Origin of the sequence: Pseudonocardia halophobica (assembly GCF_027922425.1) — a bacterium.
Classification (GTDB): domain Bacteria; phylum Actinomycetota; class Actinomycetes; order Mycobacteriales; family Pseudonocardiaceae; genus Pseudonocardia; species Pseudonocardia halophobica.
This window is the reverse complement of the sequence record NZ_BSFQ01000035.1, coordinates 25,764-43,508: the sequence shown is the minus strand read 5'-3', so window position 1 is coordinate 43,508 and position 17,745 is coordinate 25,764. Positions and strand designations below refer to the sequence as shown.

Here is a 17,745-nt window from a genome sequence, read left to right as displayed (position 1 = left end):
GTCCGGGTGCTTTCCGGGAGCGGAGTGGATCGGCGTGCGGAACAGGAGAATGCGTCGCCGTCGACAATAAAGGAAGGCGCCGCGGAAAGTCGATTCGGGTCCCCTGTTCCGCGGGCGCGCGTCGCGCGGATCACCCCTTCGGAGGCATCCGGCGGGTTTTGCGGAGCCCGATCCCGGGGGGACCGGCGGGATCCGCGGTAATGGCGCCGTTCAGGCGACCGGCGTCCACCAGTCCGCGGTCGGCGGCGGGCCCGTCAGGTCGATTCGCTGGCCCGGAACGGGCAGCGCGAGCGGGATTCCGGCCGTTTCCGCGGCGGCCCGCAACCGGGTCACGGGCTCCGACCAGGGATGGAGGCCGAGATTGAAGGTCGCCCAGTGCACGGGCAGCAGCACCCCGCCGCGGAGATCGCGGTGGGCGGCCACGCTTTCCTCCGGATTCATGTGGATGTCCGGCCACAGATCCGCGTAGGCGCCGATCGGCAGCAGCGTGACGTCGAACGGTCCCCAGCGCTCGCCCGCCCGGGCGAAGGCGGCGGTGTAGCCGGTGTCGCCGCCGAAGTAGGCCCGGTGCCGCGGCCCCGCGACGGCCCACGAGGACCACAGGGTGGTGTCGCGCCGCAGGCCCCGGCCCGAGAAGTGCCGCGCCTCGGCGCACGTGAGGGTCAGCCCGGCCACCTCGGTCCGCCCGTCCCAGTCCAGCTCGACGATCCGGTTCTCCGGCACGCCCCAGGCCCGCAGGTGCGCCCCGATCCCGAGCGGCACCACGAACGGCGCCGAACCGTGCCGCGGGTCGGCGACCAGGGCGCGCACGGTGGGCAGGTCGAGGTGGTCGTAGTGGTCGTGCGAGATCAGCACGGCGTCGACCGGCGGCAGGTCGGCCAGCGGGACGGGGGCCGGGTGCAGCCGGCGCGGTCCCACCAGACGGGAGGGCGACACCCGCTCGCCCCACACCGGGTCGGCGAGCACCCGCCGCCCGTCGATCTCGAGCAGCACGCTGGAGTGCCCGAACCAGGTCACCGCGAGGTCTCCGGCGGGTCCGCCGTCCGGGCGGTTGAGCGGGACCGGGCGGGTCGGGCGGCCGGCCCGGCGGCCGACGACCGCGCGCAGGGCGGCCGGCACCGTGCCGGACGGCAGCCCGGTGCCGGGCTCGGTGTTGCGGAAGCGGCCCTCCCGGGCGTGCGCCGACCCGTCGGCGGCGCGGCGCAGCTCCTCGGGCGTCGCGCCCATCGCGCGCGGGATGCCCCACGCGGCCGCGCCGGCCGCGGCGAGTCCGCCGGTGGCGGCGAGGGCGAGAGCGGTCAGCACCCCGGTGCGGAGGGGGAGCGGCGTCGGGCGGGCCACGCCCTACAGGGTACGAGCGCGCCGGGCGGGAGATCGCCGGGCGGTCTCAGCCCGCTCCCAGCCGGCGGCCGCGGGTTCGGCCCGGCCGCGCGACCTGCGCTCCCGCGCGACCGGGCCGGGAGGCCGTCAGCCCGTCCGCAGCGCGGTGAGCGGGGCCGCCAGCTCCCGCCACTGGTCCTCGGGCACGCCCCGCTTCTCCGCCGGCAGCGCCTGGACGGCGACGTGGTCGGCGCCGGCGTCGAGGTGCGCCTGCACCCGGGCGACCACGGTGTCGACGTCGCCCCAGGCCACCAGGGCGTCGACGAAGGCGTCGGACCCGCCGTGGGCCAGGTCGGACTCGTCGAACCCGAGGGTCTTGATGTTGTTCACGTAGTTGGGCTGGGCCAGGTAGGTCGCGGTGTAGCGGCGGCCGATCTCGCGGGCCTTCGCCGGGTCCGTCTCGAGCACGACGGCCTGCTCCGGGCAGAGGAGCGGCTCCGCGCCGAGGATCTCGCGCGCACGGGCGGTGTGCTCGGGCGTGACGAAGTACGGGTGTGCCCCGTCCGTCCGCTCGCCGGAGAGCTCCAGCATCTTCGGGCGCAGGGCGGCGAGGACGTACCGGACCGGGGTGGTCGGCCGCTGGGCGGTGTACGGCGCCGCGTCGATGCCGTCGAGGTACTCGCGCATCGCGGTGAGCGGCTTGTCGTACTGGTGCCCGCGCAGGCCGCTGACCAGGTTCTGGTGGCTCACCCCGAGCCCGATCAGCACCCGCTCCGGGTAGGCCTCGGTCAGCGCCTTGGTGGCGCAGGAGGTGGCGACCGCGTCCCGCGCCCAGATGTTGGCGATGCCCGTCGCGCCGACCAGCCGCTCGGTCGCCGACAGCAGCATCGACAGGTGGACGAAGGGGTCCCGGCCGGCGACCTCGGGGATCCACACGGCGCCGTAGCCGAGGGACTCCAGCTCGGCCGCGAGCTCCCGGGCCCGCGCGGCCGGCACGACGTCGAGCGCGCCGGTCCACAGGCCGACGGCGGGGAGGGCGAAACGTGATCTCGTGTCCGTCACCCTCCGGACTCTAGGGTCGGGTCGTGAGCACCTCTACTGCGACGGAGCACCGGGTCTCGACCGAGCGGCGCGGCCGGGTCCTCCTGATCCGGATGGAGCGGGCGGCCAAGCGCAACGCCGTCGACGCGGCCATGACCGCCGCGCTCGACGCCGCGCTCAACGAGCTCGAGGACGATCCCGAGCTGTGGTGCGGCGTCCTCACCGGCGGGCCGACGGTCTTCTGCGCCGGCACGGACCTCGCGGGCGGTGCGGGTGAGCGGACCGCGCGGGGCGGCAACTACGGCGTCGTCCGGCGGGAGCGCTCGACGCCGCTGATCGCGGCCGTCGAGGGCGTGGCCTACGGCGGCGGGTTCGAGATCGTGCTGGCCTGCGACCTGGTGGTGGCGGGCCGGTCGGCGCGGTTCGGGCTGCCGGAGGTGGCGCGCGGGCTGGTCGCGAACTGCGGGGCGCTGTTCCGGGCGCCGCGCCCGCTGCCGCTCAACGTGGCCAAGCAGATGCTGCTCACCGGGCAGCCCCTCGGCGCGGACCGAGCGCACGAGCTGGGCCTGGTCGCCGACGTCGTCGACGACGGGGGAGCGGAGGCCGCCGCGCTCGCCCTCGCCGAGCAGGTGTGCGCCAACGCCCCGGTGGCGGTGCGGGCCACGCTGCGGGCGGTCGAGACCGTGGCGGGGGAGCCCGACGAGCGGGGCTGGGCCGCCACCCGGGAGGCGACCGAGGCCGTGCTCGCCTCGGCCGACCGGCAGGAGGGCGTGGCCGCGTTCCTGGAGAAGCGCGAGCCGCGGTGGACCGGTCGGTAGCCTGGCGATCATGACGGACGGGGCACGGCGGGACGAGCTGGTCCGGCTGCTCCAGGCCTACGCCACCGAGTCCGCGCGGCTCGCCCAGGCCTTCTCCGAGCAGCACGGCCTGCACACGACCGACCTGCACGCGCTCATCGCGGTGCTCAACGCCGACCGGGTCGGCGAGCCGCTCACCGCGGGCCGGCTCGGCGCCCACCTCGGCCTCTCCTCGGGGGCGACGACGGCGCTGGTGGACCGGCTCGAGCGGCACGACTACGTGCGCCGGGACCGGGACGAGCGGGACCGCCGCCGCGTGGTGCTGCGGTACGGCTCGGCCGCGGCCGGGATCGGCCAGGCCTTCTTCGGGCCGCTCGGGGCGGGGATGGACGCGATGCTGGAGGGCTACGACGAGGCCGAGCTGGCCGCCGTCGCCCGGTTCCTGTCCGGGGTCACGGAGCTGGTGGCGCGGCGGCGTCGGGAGGTCGGACCGCTCGCCCCTTCCTGAGGGATCGGCTGTGTGCGCCTTCCCGTTGCGCACGGGCGGCACGCCGGGCGAGGCTCACCGTCGTGAGCAACGCCGCCGACACCCCCGACACCCCCGCCCCCGATCCCGCCCTCCTGGACGCCCTGTCGTTCGAGCCGCTGACCCCGACCGCGTACCTGGATCGCGCCGCCGCGGCGCACGGCGACCGGATCGGGGTCGTCGACGGGGACCGGCGGTGGACCTACGCCGAGCTGCACGAGCGGTGTACGCGACTGGCCGGGGGGCTGGCTCCCCTCGCGGACGGCCGGCCGGTGGCGGTGCTGGCGCCGAACACCCACGTCCTGCTGGAGGCGAACTTCGGGGTGCCGTGGGCGGGGGTGCCGCTGGTCGCGGTGAACACCCGGCTCTCGGCCGGCGAGGTGGCCTACATCCTGCAGCACTCGAAGTCCGCCGTGCTGATCCACGACCCGTCCTTCGACACGCTGGTCGACGACGTGTTCGCGCAGCTCGACGCCCCACCGCACCGCATCCGCTCCGGTGCCGAGTACGAGGCGCTGCTGGACGGCGCGGAGCCGCTGCACCGCACGCCGTCGGACGAGCGGTCGCTGCTGTCGATCAACTACACGTCGGGGACGACGGGCCGGCCCAAGGGCGTGATGTACCACCACCGCGGGGCCTACCTGCAGGCGGTGTCGATGGTGGGCCACACCGGGCTGACGCCGTCGAGCGTGCACCTGTGGACCTTGCCGATGTTCCACTGCAACGGCTGGTGCTTCCCGTGGGCCGTCACCGCGGCCGCGGCGACGCACGTCTGCCTGCCCAAGGTGGACCCGGCGGAGGTGTGGCGGCTGATCCGCGAGGAGGGCGTGACGCACCTGAACGGGGCGTCCACGGTGCTGTCGATGATCGCGTACGCCAAGGACGCGTCGCCGTTGCCGGAGGGACACACGGTCCGGATCGCGACGGGCGGGGCGCCGCCGTCGCCGGCGATCCTGCGGCGGATGGGGGAGCTGGGCTTCGAGGTCACCCACCTGTACGGGCTGACCGAGACCTACGGGCCGGCGATGCTGTGCGACTGGCGCCCGGAGTGGGACTCCCTCGACGCGGAGGCGCAGGCGCGGCTCAAGGCGCGGCAGGGCGTCGGGAACATGATCTCGTGCGCGGTCCGGGTGATCGGCGAGGACGGCGCCGACGTGCCCGCCGACGGCACCGCGACGGGCCAGATCGCGTTGCGCGGCAACAACCTGATGCTGGGCTACCTCGACGATCCGGAGGCGACCGCGGCGGCGGTGCCGGACGGTTGGTTCCGCACCGGGGACATCGGCGTCGTGCACCCCGACGGGTACGTGGAGCTTCGTGACCGCTCGAAGGACGTGATCATCTCCGGCGGGGAGAACATCGCGTCGGTCGAGGTGGAGCAGGCGATCATGGACCACCCCGCGGTGCTGGAGGCGGCGGTGATCGCGGTGCCGGACGAGCGGTGGGGCGAGGTCCCGGCGGCGTACGTGACGCTGCAGGAGGGCGCGTCGGCGACCGAGGAGGAGATCGTCGAGCACGTGCGCGGGCGGCTGGCGCGGTTCAAGGCGCCCAAGTCCGTGACCTTCGGCGAGCTGCCCAAGACCTCCACCGGCAAGATCCAGAAGTTCGTGCTCCGCGACAAGGCGTGGGCCGGGGTGGAGCGCCGGATCCAGTGAGCGGACGGCGCTCTCGCTCGGTCCCATTGAGCGAGAGCGCCGCTCGTGCGGGCACGGTCAGGTGCTGAGCTTGCTCATCGTCCTCCACTCGTCCCACGGCACCGCCCAGTCGTAGATGTCGCCGTCCTGGGCGGACAGCGGGACGCTGCTGCCGGTCACCTCGACGGGGTCGCCGTACATCGCGGTGTCGAAGTAGGCCTTGGCGTTGGCGATCGACAGGTTGATGCAGCCGTGCGAGATGTTGCGGCGGCCCTGCGCGGACTGCGAGGCCGGGTTGGCGTGGATGAACTCGCCGTTGTTGGAGATCCGCACCGCCCAGTACTCCGGCATGTTCACGTAGCCGTAGTCCGGGTTGGACATCAGGACCTTCTCGGACTTCGCCATGACGATGTGGATGCCGCTGCGGGTGACCCGGCGCGGGTCGCTCTCCAGGCCGTAGCTGGCGGGCAGGTCCATCACCTGCTGGCCGTCCCGGATCACGACGATCCGGTGGCTGTTCTCGTCGGCCTTCACGATCTGGCTGCGGCCGATGGTGAAGTGGGTGGTCAGGTCGGCGGAGCCGTAGCCGGCGGTGCCGAGGTCCTTGCCGTACAGCGGCACGACCACCGAGACCTGTGTGCCGACCGGCCAGTACTCCTTGGGTCGCCAGTGCACCCGCGAGCCGCCCCAGTCGTCCGGCAGCCAGGCCCAGGCGCCCTCGACCGGGGTCGACGTCGTGATCCGCAGCCCGCGCTCGACCTCCGCCTTCGCCTCGTCGGACAGGTCGCGGTTGAAGCGGATCGCGACGGGCGCGGCGATGCCGACCGTCGCGCCCTCGCCGATGTTGCTCGAGGCCTTGACCAGGCGCGCCGGGGCGACGGTGGTGAAGGAACCGGCCAGCGGGGTGACCGCGCCGTCGGGCGCGACCATCGAGCCGCTCCAGGTGTAGGTCTCGTGGTAGGCGAGCGGCGCGGTGGCGGTCCACTGGGCCTGGTCGCCGGAGTAGCTGCCGGGCAGCGTCTCGCCGTCCGAGTCGGTGAGCGCGACGTCCCGCAGGGTGCCCGCGCTCGCGGACGCCCGGGCGGCGCCGAGGGGGTGGACGTCGGCGGTGCCGGCGGCGGGCTGCAGCTCGAGCCGCGGGACGATGGCCGCAGGGGCCTGCGGCGCGGCGGCCGCCGAACCGTTGTGCGCAGCGTCGGCATTGGCACTCGCGCAGGCCGCGACGAGCCCGGCGGACACCCCGAGCGCGACCGCCCCCGCCAGGATGCGGCGCACGGCACGCCACTGCACCGATTTCACGGCTCCCCCTCGCGTCACACGAACCCCACGATCATCATGCCAACGGTCGGTGAGGATCCGGAGCGGAGCGTGATTGCGATTCGATAGCGTTACGGGAATCACCCGAACGGCCCAGGGGAATGGGACGGCGCCATTCCGGGCGGATCGTCCGGATCCCGAATCACCCCTTCGCGCGGCCCGCGAGCAGCGTCGCGATCCGGAAGAGTGGGCCGGCGGCGGGGCATCGCGGTCAGTGACGGGGTGTGTCGCGACCACGGGCGTCGGCCTGTCCAGGGGCGCGGCGCCGGCCCGACCACCGAACCGGCGGCAGGCCATGGTTGGCCCGGCGCCCCGGGTGGTACCCGGCGCCCACTGCGCCACGTCGGTCGCCACGTCGGTGCGCCGCCGGGGCGCAGGGCGGCGCGGGTGTCGCACCGCGGGAGCGGGGGCGCCGGCGGGAACCACCGGTGCGCCCGGGACGACCGGAGGTGACGGGAGCATGACGTCGGGCGAGGGTGGCGAGGTCACCGGAACCAAGGACAAGGACTACAACCTCATCTGGTTCACCGAGCAGTGCCTGAACAACGCGCTGCGGCTGGAAACCTACGTCCAGGACGCCGAACGCGACGGCGACGGCGACCTGGCCGAGTTCTTCCGGCGGGCGCAGGGGGAGAGCCGCAAGGGCGCCGAGCAGGCCAAGCAGATGCTCGGGCGGCGGCTGGCCGGCTGACGGGACCGGACGCGAGAACACGGTCGCCCGGCTCCGCTCCACGGGGATCCTCGACGAGCGGGTCGTGGCGACCGTGTCCGCTGCCGGGACAGGGGGGTCCCGGAACACCTGCGCGACCGGGTCAGCGGAGGCCGAGGGTGCGGTAGCGGCGGCGCCGGCGGACCAATCGGTCGACGGGGGAGAGCGGGAGCAGGGCGCGCAGCTCGGACTCCACCGCGTCGGCGACCCGGCGGGCGAAGGCCTCGGGCTCGTCGGCGGCGTCCGGGAGTTCGTCGACGATCGTGTCGACCGCGCCCGCCCGCAGCAGGTCGACGGCCCGGACGTGCTGCTGTGCCGCCACCTCGGCCGCCTTCTCCGGCGTGCCGTGCACGATCGTGCTGGCGCCCTCGGGCGGCAGCGGGGTGAGCCAGCCGTGCCGGGCGGCGATCACCCGGTCCGTCGGCAGCAGGGCGAGCGCGGCGCCGCCGGTGCCCTGCCCGAGCAGCACCGAGACCGTCGGGACGGGGAGCTCGGTCAGCTCGCCGAGGCAGCGCGCGATCTCACCGGCCAGGCCGCCCTCCTCGGCCGCCACCGACAGCGCCGCCCCGGTCGTGTCGATCACCGAGACCACCGGCAGGCCCAGCTCGGCGGCCAGCCGCATGCCGCGCCGCGCGGTCCGGAGCGCGCCCGGCCCGAGCGGTTCCGCGGCCTGCGGCCGCCGGTCCTGCCCGAGCAGCACGCACGCGACGCTGCCGAACCGCACCAGCGCCAGCAGCAGGCCGCGCCCGGCCTCGCCCTCCCCGGTCCCGGCCAGCGGGACGACGTCCGTGGCCGCCAGCCGCAGCACGTCCCGCACCCCGGGCCGCTCCGGCCGCCGGGACCGCTCGATGGAGCCCCAGGCGTCCTCGTCCGGACCGGTGGGCTCGCCGCGGGCCGGCGCCGACGGGGGCAGCCGCATCGGGTCGACGGGGTCGAGCATCGCCAGCACCCGTGCCGCGACGCCGGCGAGCCGCTCCGCGGGGAGCACCGCGTCGACGATCCCGTGCCGGTGCAGGTTCTCCGCCTTCTGGACGCCCTCCGGGAACTGCTCGTCGTACAGCGCGGAGTACACCTTCGGCCCCAGGAACCCGACGAGCGCGCCGGGCTCGGCCACGGTGACGTTGCCCAGCGAGCCCCACGAGGCGAACACCCCGCCCGTGGTCGGATGCCGCAGGTAGACGAGGTACGGCAGGCCCGCCGCCTTGTGCGCGGTGACCGCCGCCGAGATCGCCGCCATGCGCAGGAACGCGATGGCGCCCTCCTGCATCCGGGTCCCGCCCGACGCCGTCGCGGCCAGGAGCGGCAGGCGCTCGTCCGTCGCCCGCTCGATCGCCCGGATCAGCCGCTCGGCGGTGGCCACGCCGATCGACCCGGCGAGGAACGCGAACTCGCTGCACACCACCGCGACCCGCCGGCCCGCGATCCGGCCCTCGCCGGTGATCACGGCCTCGTCCACGCCGCTGCGCTCGTGCGCCGCCGCGAGCTCGGCCCGGTACTCCGGGGTGTCGGCGACGAGCGGCACGGGGGCCGGCGTGGTGTCCCAGGACCGGAAGGTCCCGTCGTCGAGCACGGTGTCCAGCAGCTGGCGCGAGCGCGGCGTCACGGGGTGAGCCTGCCACCCGCGAGGGCTCCCAGCAGGACCGTGACCACCATCGGGGGCCCACCGTCGGCGCTGACAGGAGGCTCACAGAAAGTCCTCACGGACCCCACACGACCGGCCCGCACAGTAGGCGTATGACCGCCACGGCGACGCACCGGCGCGCAGCCCTGCGCACCCGGGTCGAGGGTCGGCGCGGCAGGCTCAGCAGGCCCGGCACCCGGCACTCCCTGCGCGCCCGGCTCGTGGCCGCGGTGATGCTCCTGCTCGCGACCGTGTGCGCCGTCGTGGGGCTGGCGACGGCGATCGCGCTGCGCCACTTCATGCTCGACCAGCTCGACGACGACCTCGTCTCGGCCGGCGGCCGGTTCGTCTCCATCCAGAACGGGGCCGGCCCCGGGGGACCGGGCCACCCCGACGACCGCGGTGGGCGCGGCGCCGACTTCGGTGCCGACTTCCTGGGCCCCGCCCAGGCCCCCCGCACGGTCGGCGCCACCATCGTCGCCGGGCAGGTCACCGACGCAGTGGTCACCGACCGCGGCGGATCCTTGCAGCAGGTGCCCGCCGACGCCCTGGCCACACTCGCCGCCGTCCCGACCGACGGGCACCCGGTGAGCGAGGACCTCGGTGACCTCGGCACCTACCGGCTCCTCGCCTCGGTCGACGGTTCGGGGACGGTGCTGGTCACCGGCCTGCCGCAGGCGGACGTCGACCACCTCACGGAACTCCTCGTCGTCGCCGAGTCGATCGTCATCGGGCTCGCGCTGACCGGGGCCGGGGTGGCCGGCGCGATCGCCGTCCGGCGCGAGCTGCGGCCGCTGGAGCAGGTTGCCGAGACCGCCGGGCGGGTGTCCGCGCTGCGGCTCGACAGCGGCGAGGTCGAGCTCCTCGAGCGCGTCCCCGCCGCGCACACCGACCCGGGCACCGAGGTCGGGCAGGTGGGCGCCGCGCTGAACCGCATGCTGGACAACGTCGCCGCCGCCCTGGACGCCCGGCACGCCAGCGAGGTCCAGCTCCGCCAGTTCGTGGCCGACGCCAGCCACGAGCTGCGCACCCCGCTCGCCGCGATCCGCGGCTACGCCGAGCTGACCGCCCGCGACCGCACCCTCTCGCCGACCGTCGCGCACTCGTTGTCCCGGATCACCTCGCAGGCCGAGCGCATGTCCACGCTGGTCGAGGACCTGCTGCTGCTCGCCCGCCTCGACGCGGGCCGCCCGCTGGAGCGGACTCCGGTCGACCTGACCCGCCTGGTGCTCGACGCCGTGTCCGACGCCGGCGCGGTCGGCCCCGACCACCGGTGGCGGCTGGACCTGCCGCCGGAGCCGGTGGTGGTGCTCGGCGACACCCTGCGGCTCACTCAGGTGGTGACGAACCTGCTGGCCAACGCCCGCACCCACACCCCGGCCGGCACGGAGGTGACCGTGGGGTTGCGGACGCCGGCCGACCCGGCCGACCGTGCCGTGCTGGTCACCGTCTCCGACACCGGCCCGGGGATCCCGCCCGCGCTCGCGGCGCACGTCTTCGAACGGTTCGCCCGCGGCGACGGCTCCCGCTCCCGCGACCGGGGCAGCACCGGCCTCGGCCTGGCGATCGTGCAGGCGGTGGTGGCCGCACACGGTGGCACGGTCTCCGTGGCCAGCCGGCCCGGCCGCACCACCTTCACCGTCCGGCTCCCCGCGCCCGCCATCCCCGTCCCCGACGGCCCGACCATCCCGCTCCCCGCCCTCGCCACCCCGTGAGCGGCAACTGCCCCTAGAGGGGCAGTGGCCACTCACGACCCCGGATCACCAGCGGGTTCCGGGTCGACCCGTCGAGCGGTGCCCCCGGCCACCCGGTGGTCCTACGGTCGGCTCATGGTCGACCAGGAGGCGGACCGCCCGCGCGCGGCGGACCCGCGGGTCGCGGCCGCGGTGATCGACGTGTTCGTCTACGTCGTCGTGCTGAACCTGTTCATCGAGTACCTGCCGCAGGTGCTCAGCGAGACGTTCACGCTGTCGTTGCTCACCGCCGTCCTGCTCAAGCTGGTCCTCGAGGTGGTCGTGGCGGGCAAGGACCGGGCGAAGGCCCGCTTCCGGGCCGCGTCGGGCCCGGCCGGCAAGGTCGTGGCCGGGCTCGTGCTGTGGCTGGTGCTCGTCGGCAGCAAGTTCCTCGTCCTGGAGGCCGTCGACCTCGTGTTCGGAGCGAGCGTCTCGCTCGGCGGCTTCTTCTCCGTGACGCTGCTGATCCTCGTCCTGCTGCTGGCCCGCGCCGGCGTCCGCCGCCTGCTCGGCGCCCTGGGTTCCGCCGCGACCGTCTCCTAGCGTGCTCGGCCGGGGCTCAGACCCTGCGGGCGTCACCCGGCCGACGTACCCTTTCGCGCACATCGTGCCCGGCTGTACTGATCACGGCGGATCACCCTGGAGTGCGGATGAGCGAGACCGGCCAGCAGACCACCACCGGCACACGCCATCGGCTGCCCGTCAGAACACTCGTCGCCGCCTCCATCGGCAACGCGATCGAGTGGTACGACTGGACGATCTACGCGACGTTCTCGATCTACTTCGCGACGCAGATCTTCCCGCCCGGCAACGAGGCGCTGGCCCTGATCAGCACGCTCGCCACCTACGCGCTGGCCTTCTTCTTCCGGCCGCTCGGCGGGTTCCTGCTCGGCCGCTTCGCCGACGTCCGCGGCCGCCGCACGGCGATGATGCTGACCATCCTGCTGATGGCCGGCGGCTCGCTGGTGATCGCGATCCTGCCGACGTTCTCGATGGTCGGCTGGCTCGCCCCGGTCCTGCTGCTGCTCGCCCGCATCGCGCAGGGAATGTCGCTGGGTGGCGAGGTGTCCAACGCGTCGGCCTACCTCGGCGAGGTCGCCCCGCCCGCCCACCGCGGCCGCTACTCGTCCTTCTTCTACATCTCCACCGGCGGGGCCGTGCTGATCGCGAGCGTGCTCGGCGTGATCCTCTCCGGCTCGCTGTCGGAGGACCAGGTCTCCTCGTGGGGTTGGCGGATCCCGTTCGTCGTCGGCGGCCTGCTCGGGCTCCTCGGGCTCTGGCTGCGCCGGGCGATGCCGGAGACCGAGCAGTACGAGACCAACAAGGCCAAGGCCCAGACGATCCGCAACCCGCTGATGGTCACGCTGCGCGAGCACCCGAAGGCCGTCGGCCAGCTCGTCGGCTTCACCCTGCTCTCGACGCTCTGCTACTACACCTTCTTCTCCGCGCTGACCCCGTACGCCACGAAGTCCCGCGGGGCCGACCCGTACGACGTCTTCCTCGCCCTGTCGATCGCGACGGGACTGTTCGTCCTGCTGCAGTACCCGATGGGCGCGCTGTCGGACCGGATCGGGCGCAAGCCCCAGCTCCTCTTCTGGTCCGCGGCGACCGCCCTCCTCATCGTGCCGCTGTCCGCCCTGGTCCGACCCGGGTTCGTCGGACTGCTCGTGGTGTTCTGCGTGGGCCTCGGGCTCTACACGATGATGACCTCGATCGCGCCGGCGATCATGAGCGAGCTGTTCCCGACCGAGGTGCGCGGGCTGGGCATCGGCGCCTGGTACAACCTCACGGTCGCGCTGTTCGGCGGCACCGCGCCGCTGATGATCCAGTGGCTGGGCGGGGCGTTCTTCTGGTACGTCGCCGTCGGCGCGGTGATCGCGTTCCTGACCGTGCTCACGCTGCCCGAGACGAAGGGGACCGTCCTGCGATGAACCGTGCGAGGGTGGGGACGTGAGCCAGCCCGCGAGCTACGACGTCGCCGCCCTCCGCACGCAGTTCCCCGCGCTCAAGGCCGGGACCGCGCACTTCGACGGGCCCGGCGGCTCGCAGACCCCCGAGCCGGTGGCCCGCGCGGTGTACGAGGCGCTGACCTCCCCCGTCGCGAACCGCGGCACCGTCACCAAGGCCGAGCGGCACGCCGACGGGATCGTCCTGCGGGCCCGGGCGGCGATGGCGGACCTGCTCGACGCCGACCCGCGCGGGATCGTCTTCGGGCGCAGCATGACCCAGCTGACCTTCGACCTCGCGCGCACGCTGGCCGAGACGTGGCGACCGGGGGACGAGGTCGTCGTCACCAGGCTGGACCACGACGCCAACATCCGGCCCTGGGTCCTGGCCGCGGAGGCCGCCGGCGCGACCGTGCGCTGGGCGGACTTCGACCCGGAGACGGCCGAGCTCACCGCCGCGGACGTCGCCGCCGTGCTGTCGCGCCGCACCCGGTTGGTCGCGGTGACGGGGGCGTCGAACCTCGTCGGCACGATCCCGCCGATCGCCGAGATCAGCGCCCTCGCGCACGACGCCGGGGCCCTGACGATGGTCGACGGCGTGCACCTCACCGCGCACGCCGGGATCGACGTCTCGGAGCTCTGCGCGGACTTCTTCGCCTGCTCGCCGTACAAGTTCCTCGGCCCGCACTGCGGGGTGCTCGCCGCCCGGCCGGAGCTGCTGGAGGAGCTGCGCCCGGCGAAGCTCGCGCCCAGCAGCGACGCCGTCCCGGAGCGGTTCGAGCTGGGCACCCTGCCCTACGAGCTGCTCGCCGGCACCACGGCCGCGGTCGACTTCCTCGCCGGGCTCACGGGCTCGCAGGCGGACCGGCGCACCGCGCTGCTCGAGACGATGGGCGCGATCCGGGCGCACGAGGAGCCGCTGCGCATCCGGATCGAGCAGGTGCTGGCGGAGCTCCCCGGCGTCCGCGTGCGGTCCCGGGCGGCCCACCGGACGCCGACCCTGCTCGTCGAGTTCGCCGACAAGCACCCGGCCGACGCCTACCGCTACCTCGCCGAATGCCGGATCAACGCCCCGGCCGGCTCCTTCTACGCGCTGGAGGCCAGCCGCCGGCTCGGGCTGGGCGACCACGGGTCGCTGCGGATCGGCCTGTCCCCGTACACGGACGACTCGGACGTCGACCGGCTCCTCGACGGCCTGGCCTCGTTCGTGGCCCTCCCGTGAGCGGCAACCGCCCCTAGAGGGGCACCTCGCACGCACGACCCCCGATGACCTGCGGCGGATGAGCCGGGGATCACATCACCGGTCCCGCGCACGCGGGTGCGGCCGGAGATCGCCGCGGCCCGCCGCGTCCACGGAGGACGCGCGCGGGCCGCCGGACGGCCGGATGGCAGCCCCCGGTCGGGTGCGGCTACGGTCGCCCGCGGCGCGGCCGGCCGGCCGCCCGGGACCAGGGGGTTCTCCTATGACGACCGCAGCCGCGCTGGGCGAGCTGCTCATGAGCCGCAGCCTCGACGACCCCGAGCTGCAGGCCGCCACCGACGCCGTGCCCGACGAGCGGGTCCTGCCCGACGTGCACGTGCTCAAGATCGGCGGGCAGAGCCTGCTCGACCGGGGCCGCTCGGCGGTCTTCCCGGTGGTCGAGGAGATCGTCGCCGCGCTCCCGCGGTACCGGCTGCTGATCGGCACCGGCGGCGGCACCCGCGCCCGGCACGCCTACGCCCTGGCCGCCGAGCTCGGCCTGCCCACCGGCGTGCTCAGCGACATCGGCTCGGCCGTGGCCGGGCAGAACGCGACGATGCTCGGCCACCTGTTCGCCAAGTACGGCGTCCCGGTGGTCGGCGGCGAGGCGATGGCCGCGCTGCCGCTGCGCGTCGCCGAGGTCGGCGCCGCGATCTTCGCCGGCATGCCGCCCTACGACATGTGGCAGCGCGTGCCGGCCGAGGGCGTGATCCCGCCCTACCGGACCGACGCCGGTTGCTACCTCGTCGCCGAGACCTACGGCTGCGCGTCGATGACCTTCGTCAAGGACGAGGACGGCCTCTACACGGCCAACCCGAAGACGGACCCGTCGGCCACCCTGATCCCGGAGATCACGGTCGACGAGCTGATCGCGCGGGACCTGCCCGACCTCGCCGTCGAGCGCCCGGTGTTCGACCTCATGCGGAACGCGCGGTTCGTGAAGAAGATCCAGATCGTCAACGGCCTGAAGCCCGGCCTGGTCACCCGCGCGCTCGCGGGCGAGCACGTCGGCACGATCATCACGGCGGAGGGCTGATCATGACCGAGCACAGCAAGGACGTCCCGTCGCTGCTGGCGCGGCAGACGCTGCTCGACCGCGACCTCGTCCGGCCGGTCACCTCGCGCCCGGTGACCCGGCTGCTGCCCTGGCTCGACATCGTCGTGATCGGCGGCGGCGCGATCGTCGACCGGGGGCGGGACGCGATCCTGCCCCTCGTCGACGAGCTGCGCGGCGCCTTCGGCGACCACCGGATGCTCATCCTCACCGGCGCCGGCATCAGGGCCCGGCACGCCATCGGCGTGGGCCTCGACCTGGGCCTGCCCACCGGCGCGCTGTCGGAGCTCGCGGCCACCGAGGCCGAGCAGAACGGTCACCTGCTGGCCGCGCTGCTCGCGGCCGACGGCGTGTCCTACGTGCCGCACGGGACCGTCGCCCGGCAGCTGGCGGGGCACCTGGCGGCGGCCCCGGCCGTCGTCTCCAACGGGTACCCGCCCTACGGGTCCCACGAGTTCCCGGCCGTGGTCGGCAAGCTGCCGGTGCACCGCACGGACGCGGGTGCGGTCCTGCTCGCCGACGCCTTCGGCGCCCAGCGGCTGATCTTCGTCAAGGACGTCGACGGCCCCGGCGGCCGCGTCCCCGCCACCACCCCGGACCTGCCCGTGGACCGGCTGGCCTGCGAGCTGCTGCCCACCGCCAAGCACGTCCGCGAGTTCCGGGTGGTCAACGGGCTGACCCGGGGCGCGCTCACCGACGCGCTGGCGGACAAGGAGACCGGCACCGTCGTCCACGCCTGAACCCCACGGGCGAGCGGCCCTCTTGCTCACCAGGTCCGAGCGAGGGGGCCGTTCACTCGTGCTCAGGCCAGCCAGCCCGGCCGCACCAGGCCGGTCTCGTACCCCAGCACCACGAGCTGCGCGCGATCCCGCACGCCCAGCTTCACCATCGACCGGCTGACGTGCGTCTTCGCCGTGGCCGGGCTGACCACGAGCTTCTCGGCGATCTCGTCGTTGGACAGCCCGGCGGCGACCAGCGCGAGCACCTCGCGCTCGCGGCCGGTCAGCGCGTCGAGCCGGCGGTCGGGTGCGGGCGGGCGGGACCGCGCGGCGAACTCCTCGACGAGCCGGCGGGTCACGCCGGGGGAGAGCAGCGCCTCCCCGGCGTGCACCACCCGCACCGCGTGCAGCAGCTCGGCCGGCTCGGTGTCCTTGACCAGGAAACCGCTGGCGCCGGAGCGCAGCGCCTCGAAGATGTAGGCGTCCTCGGCGAAGGTGGTCAGCACGACGACCCGGACCCCGGCCAGCCGCGGATCGGCCACGATGTCCCGGGTCGCGGCCAGCCCGTCCCGCCCGGGCATCCGGATGTCCATGAGCACGACGTCGGGTGCGGTGTCGCGGCAGACCCGCAGCACCGCCTCGCCGTCCTCGGCCTCGCCGACCACCTCGAGGTCCGGCGCGGAGCCGAGCAACGCCCGGAACCCGGCCCGGACCAGCGCCTGGTCGTCCGCCAGCATGACCCTGATCACCCTGTCTCCTCCTCGGACCGCGCCCCGACCGCCCCGACCGCCGCGCCGCCGGAGCCGGCGAGCGGCAGCACCGCCTCCACCCGGAACCCGCCGCCGGGCGCGCGCCCGTGGCTCAGCGTGCCGCCCAGCGCGGTGGCGCGCTCGCGCATCCCGACCAGCCCCGTGCCGCCCTCGCCGGGCCGTTCGGGCGGGCCCGCGCCGTCGTCGTCGACGACGACCCGGAGCGTGCCGTCCGCCGCGGTCACCTTCACGAGCGCACGCCCGGCGCCCGCGTGCTTGCGGACGTTGGTCAGCGCCTCCTGCACGATCCGGTAGGCGGCGAGGTCGACGCTCCGCGGCAGGGCGCGGACGTCCGCGTCGACCGAGGTGCTGACGGCCAGCCCGGCGGCCTCGTTGTCGGCCACCAGCCGGTCGAGCATCCCGAGGCCGGCGGTGGGCGCACGCGGCGGCTCCTCGTCGATCCCGCGCAGGACGCCGAGGGTGGAGCGCATCTCGCGGAGCAGGTCCCGGCTGGCGTCCTTGATCGTGGCCAGCGCCCGCCGGGCCTGCTCGGGGTCGTCGTCGATCAGGTAGAGGGCGACGCCGGCCTGCACGTTGATCAGCGAGACGTGGTGGCCGAGCACGTCGTGCAGCTCCCGGGCGATCCGCAGCCGTTCCTCGCCGGCCTGCCGCCGCGCGGTCTCCTCGCGCGCGGCCGCGGCCTGGGCGCGGCGCTCGCTGCGGGCCCGCCACAGCTCGCACCCCGCGACGTACGCGGCCAGCCACGCCAGCCAGCCCAGCCGGCCCTCGAGCCCGGCCGCGCCGCCGCGGACCACGATCTGGATCGCCAGGCCGGCGAGCACGGCGACGCCCGTCGTCACGTAGGCGACCCGCCGGTGCCCGCGCAGGATCGCCTCGGCCAGCGCGACCAGCGAGGGCACCACGACCGGCCCGAACGGGTAGCCGAGCGCGAGGTAGCCGAGCAGGACCGCGGTGCAGCCGACCAGCACCGCGGGCGGGTGCGCCCGGCGGACGACGAGCAGCAGCGGGCCCAGCACGATCAGGGCGATCCCGAGCGCGTCGACCGGGCGGGCCGTCGGCACGAAGCGGGACGCGTTGAGCGCGGCGACCAGCCCCACGACCAGCCAGGCGGCCGGGGTCAGGACGGTGTGCGGCACGCTCTGCCACGAGCGCCGCAGCAACCCGACCCACCAGGACACACCCGCACCCTAGAGCGACGCACGCCCCGGACGCGTCGGTCGGCGGGGGACCGGCGGCGTACTCCGCGGGGCGTACGCCGCGGGCCCGCGGCCCCCCTCCGGCGGCAGCACAGGTCCCGCCCGCGGGCCGACGTGCGCGT

16 protein-coding genes are annotated in these 17,745 nt (G+C 74.9%); 10 read left to right on the top strand and 6 right to left on the bottom strand.

Annotated elements, in window-relative coordinates; translation table 11 throughout:
* Window positions 1-210: 210 nt before the first annotated feature.
* Together PKE99_RS29185 and PKE99_RS29180 are read right to left on the bottom strand one after the other, a co-directional pair.
* Entirely contained in the window at window positions 211-1,341 is a 1,131-nt protein-coding gene (locus PKE99_RS29185) for an MBL fold metallo-hydrolase (RefSeq protein ID WP_231498373.1), read from the bottom strand.
* A gap of 126 nt (window positions 1,342-1,467) precedes the next feature.
* Window positions 1,468-2,382 carry an LLM class F420-dependent oxidoreductase gene (locus PKE99_RS29180; RefSeq protein WP_037051134.1) on the bottom strand — a complete coding sequence of 305 codons (915 nt, stop codon included), beginning with the start codon at window positions 2,380-2,382 and terminating at the stop codon, window positions 1,468-1,470.
* A 23-nt stretch (window positions 2,383-2,405) separates the two neighbouring features.
* Here PKE99_RS29180 and PKE99_RS29175 point away from each other — a divergent pair, with 23 nt between their 5' ends.
* The 3 genes from PKE99_RS29175 to PKE99_RS29165 all read left to right on the top strand — a co-directional run bounded on the left by PKE99_RS29175 (window position 2,406) and on the right by PKE99_RS29165 (window position 5,339).
* Window positions 2,406-3,179: an enoyl-CoA hydratase-related protein gene (locus PKE99_RS29175; RefSeq protein ID WP_037051132.1), complete on the top strand. Its 774-nt coding sequence runs from the start codon at window positions 2,406-2,408 to the stop codon at window positions 3,177-3,179.
* Window positions 3,180-3,189: 10 nt separating this feature from the next.
* Window positions 3,190-3,666 (top strand): MarR family transcriptional regulator, encoded by a 477-nt coding sequence (locus tag PKE99_RS29170; protein ID WP_037051129.1) that lies wholly within the window; start codon window positions 3,190-3,192, stop codon window positions 3,664-3,666.
* A gap of 113 nt (window positions 3,667-3,779) precedes the next feature.
* The gene (locus PKE99_RS29165) at window positions 3,780-5,339 is read left to right on the top strand and encodes an acyl--CoA ligase family protein (protein WP_037051227.1); all 1,560 of its coding nucleotides are present in this window, start codon (window positions 3,780-3,782) and stop codon (window positions 5,337-5,339) included.
* A gap of 57 nt (window positions 5,340-5,396) precedes the next feature.
* Here PKE99_RS29165 and PKE99_RS29160 read toward each other — a convergent pair whose 3' ends face one another.
* Entirely contained in the window at window positions 5,397-6,617 is a 1,221-nt protein-coding gene (locus PKE99_RS29160) for a L,D-transpeptidase (RefSeq protein ID WP_271214937.1), read from the bottom strand.
* Between the two features lie 478 nt (window positions 6,618-7,095).
* Here PKE99_RS29160 and PKE99_RS29155 point away from each other — a divergent pair, with 478 nt between their 5' ends.
* Complete coding sequence (locus PKE99_RS29155) at window positions 7,096-7,326, top strand: hypothetical protein (protein WP_037051121.1); 231 nt, start codon at window positions 7,096-7,098, stop codon at window positions 7,324-7,326.
* A 121-nt stretch (window positions 7,327-7,447) separates the two neighbouring features.
* On the opposite strand, the gene PKE99_RS29150 is transcribed toward PKE99_RS29155, so the two are convergent.
* Window positions 7,448-8,947 (bottom strand): carboxyl transferase domain-containing protein, encoded by a 1,500-nt coding sequence (locus PKE99_RS29150; RefSeq protein WP_037051119.1) that lies wholly within the window; start codon window positions 8,945-8,947, stop codon window positions 7,448-7,450.
* A gap of 131 nt (window positions 8,948-9,078) precedes the next feature.
* Between PKE99_RS29150 and PKE99_RS29145 the strand changes: the two genes are divergently transcribed.
* From PKE99_RS29145 to PKE99_RS29120, 6 genes are all read left to right on the top strand, one after another.
* Entirely contained in the window at window positions 9,079-10,680 is a 1,602-nt protein-coding gene (locus PKE99_RS29145; RefSeq protein ID WP_051738039.1) for a sensor histidine kinase, read from the top strand.
* 114 nt (window positions 10,681-10,794) lie between these two features.
* Complete coding sequence (locus tag PKE99_RS29140; protein WP_037051223.1) at window positions 10,795-11,241, top strand: hypothetical protein; 447 nt, start codon at window positions 10,795-10,797, stop codon at window positions 11,239-11,241.
* Window positions 11,242-11,348: 107 nt separating this feature from the next.
* Window positions 11,349-12,629, top strand: coding sequence for an MFS transporter (locus PKE99_RS29135; RefSeq protein ID WP_037051117.1), 1,281 nt, complete (start codon window positions 11,349-11,351; stop codon window positions 12,627-12,629).
* A gap of 19 nt (window positions 12,630-12,648) precedes the next feature.
* Window positions 12,649-13,866, top strand: coding sequence for a cysteine desulfurase-like protein (locus PKE99_RS29130; protein WP_037051116.1), 1,218 nt, complete (start codon window positions 12,649-12,651; stop codon window positions 13,864-13,866).
* Between the two features lie 241 nt (window positions 13,867-14,107).
* Window positions 14,108-14,920, top strand: a complete 813-nt coding sequence (locus PKE99_RS29125; protein WP_037051114.1) for an amino acid kinase family protein — start codon at window positions 14,108-14,110, stop codon at window positions 14,918-14,920.
* Window positions 14,921-14,922: 2 nt separating this feature from the next.
* On the top strand, window positions 14,923-15,678 hold the full coding sequence (locus tag PKE99_RS29120; protein WP_037051107.1) for an amino acid kinase family protein: 756 nt from the start codon (window positions 14,923-14,925) through the stop codon (window positions 15,676-15,678).
* 62 nt (window positions 15,679-15,740) lie between these two features.
* Here the strand turns inward: PKE99_RS29120 and PKE99_RS29115 are convergent, their stop codons facing one another.
* Together PKE99_RS29115 and PKE99_RS29110 are read right to left on the bottom strand one after the other, a co-directional pair.
* Window positions 15,741-16,406 carry a response regulator transcription factor gene (locus tag PKE99_RS29115; RefSeq protein ID WP_037051105.1) on the bottom strand — a complete coding sequence of 222 codons (666 nt, stop codon included), beginning with the start codon at window positions 16,404-16,406 and terminating at the stop codon, window positions 15,741-15,743.
* Window positions 16,403-17,605: a sensor histidine kinase gene (locus tag PKE99_RS29110; protein ID WP_051738038.1), complete on the bottom strand. Its 1,203-nt coding sequence runs from the start codon at window positions 17,603-17,605 to the stop codon at window positions 16,403-16,405. The genes PKE99_RS29115 and PKE99_RS29110 overlap by 4 nt, the downstream gene beginning before the upstream one ends.
* Window positions 17,606-17,745 lie beyond the last annotated feature (140 nt).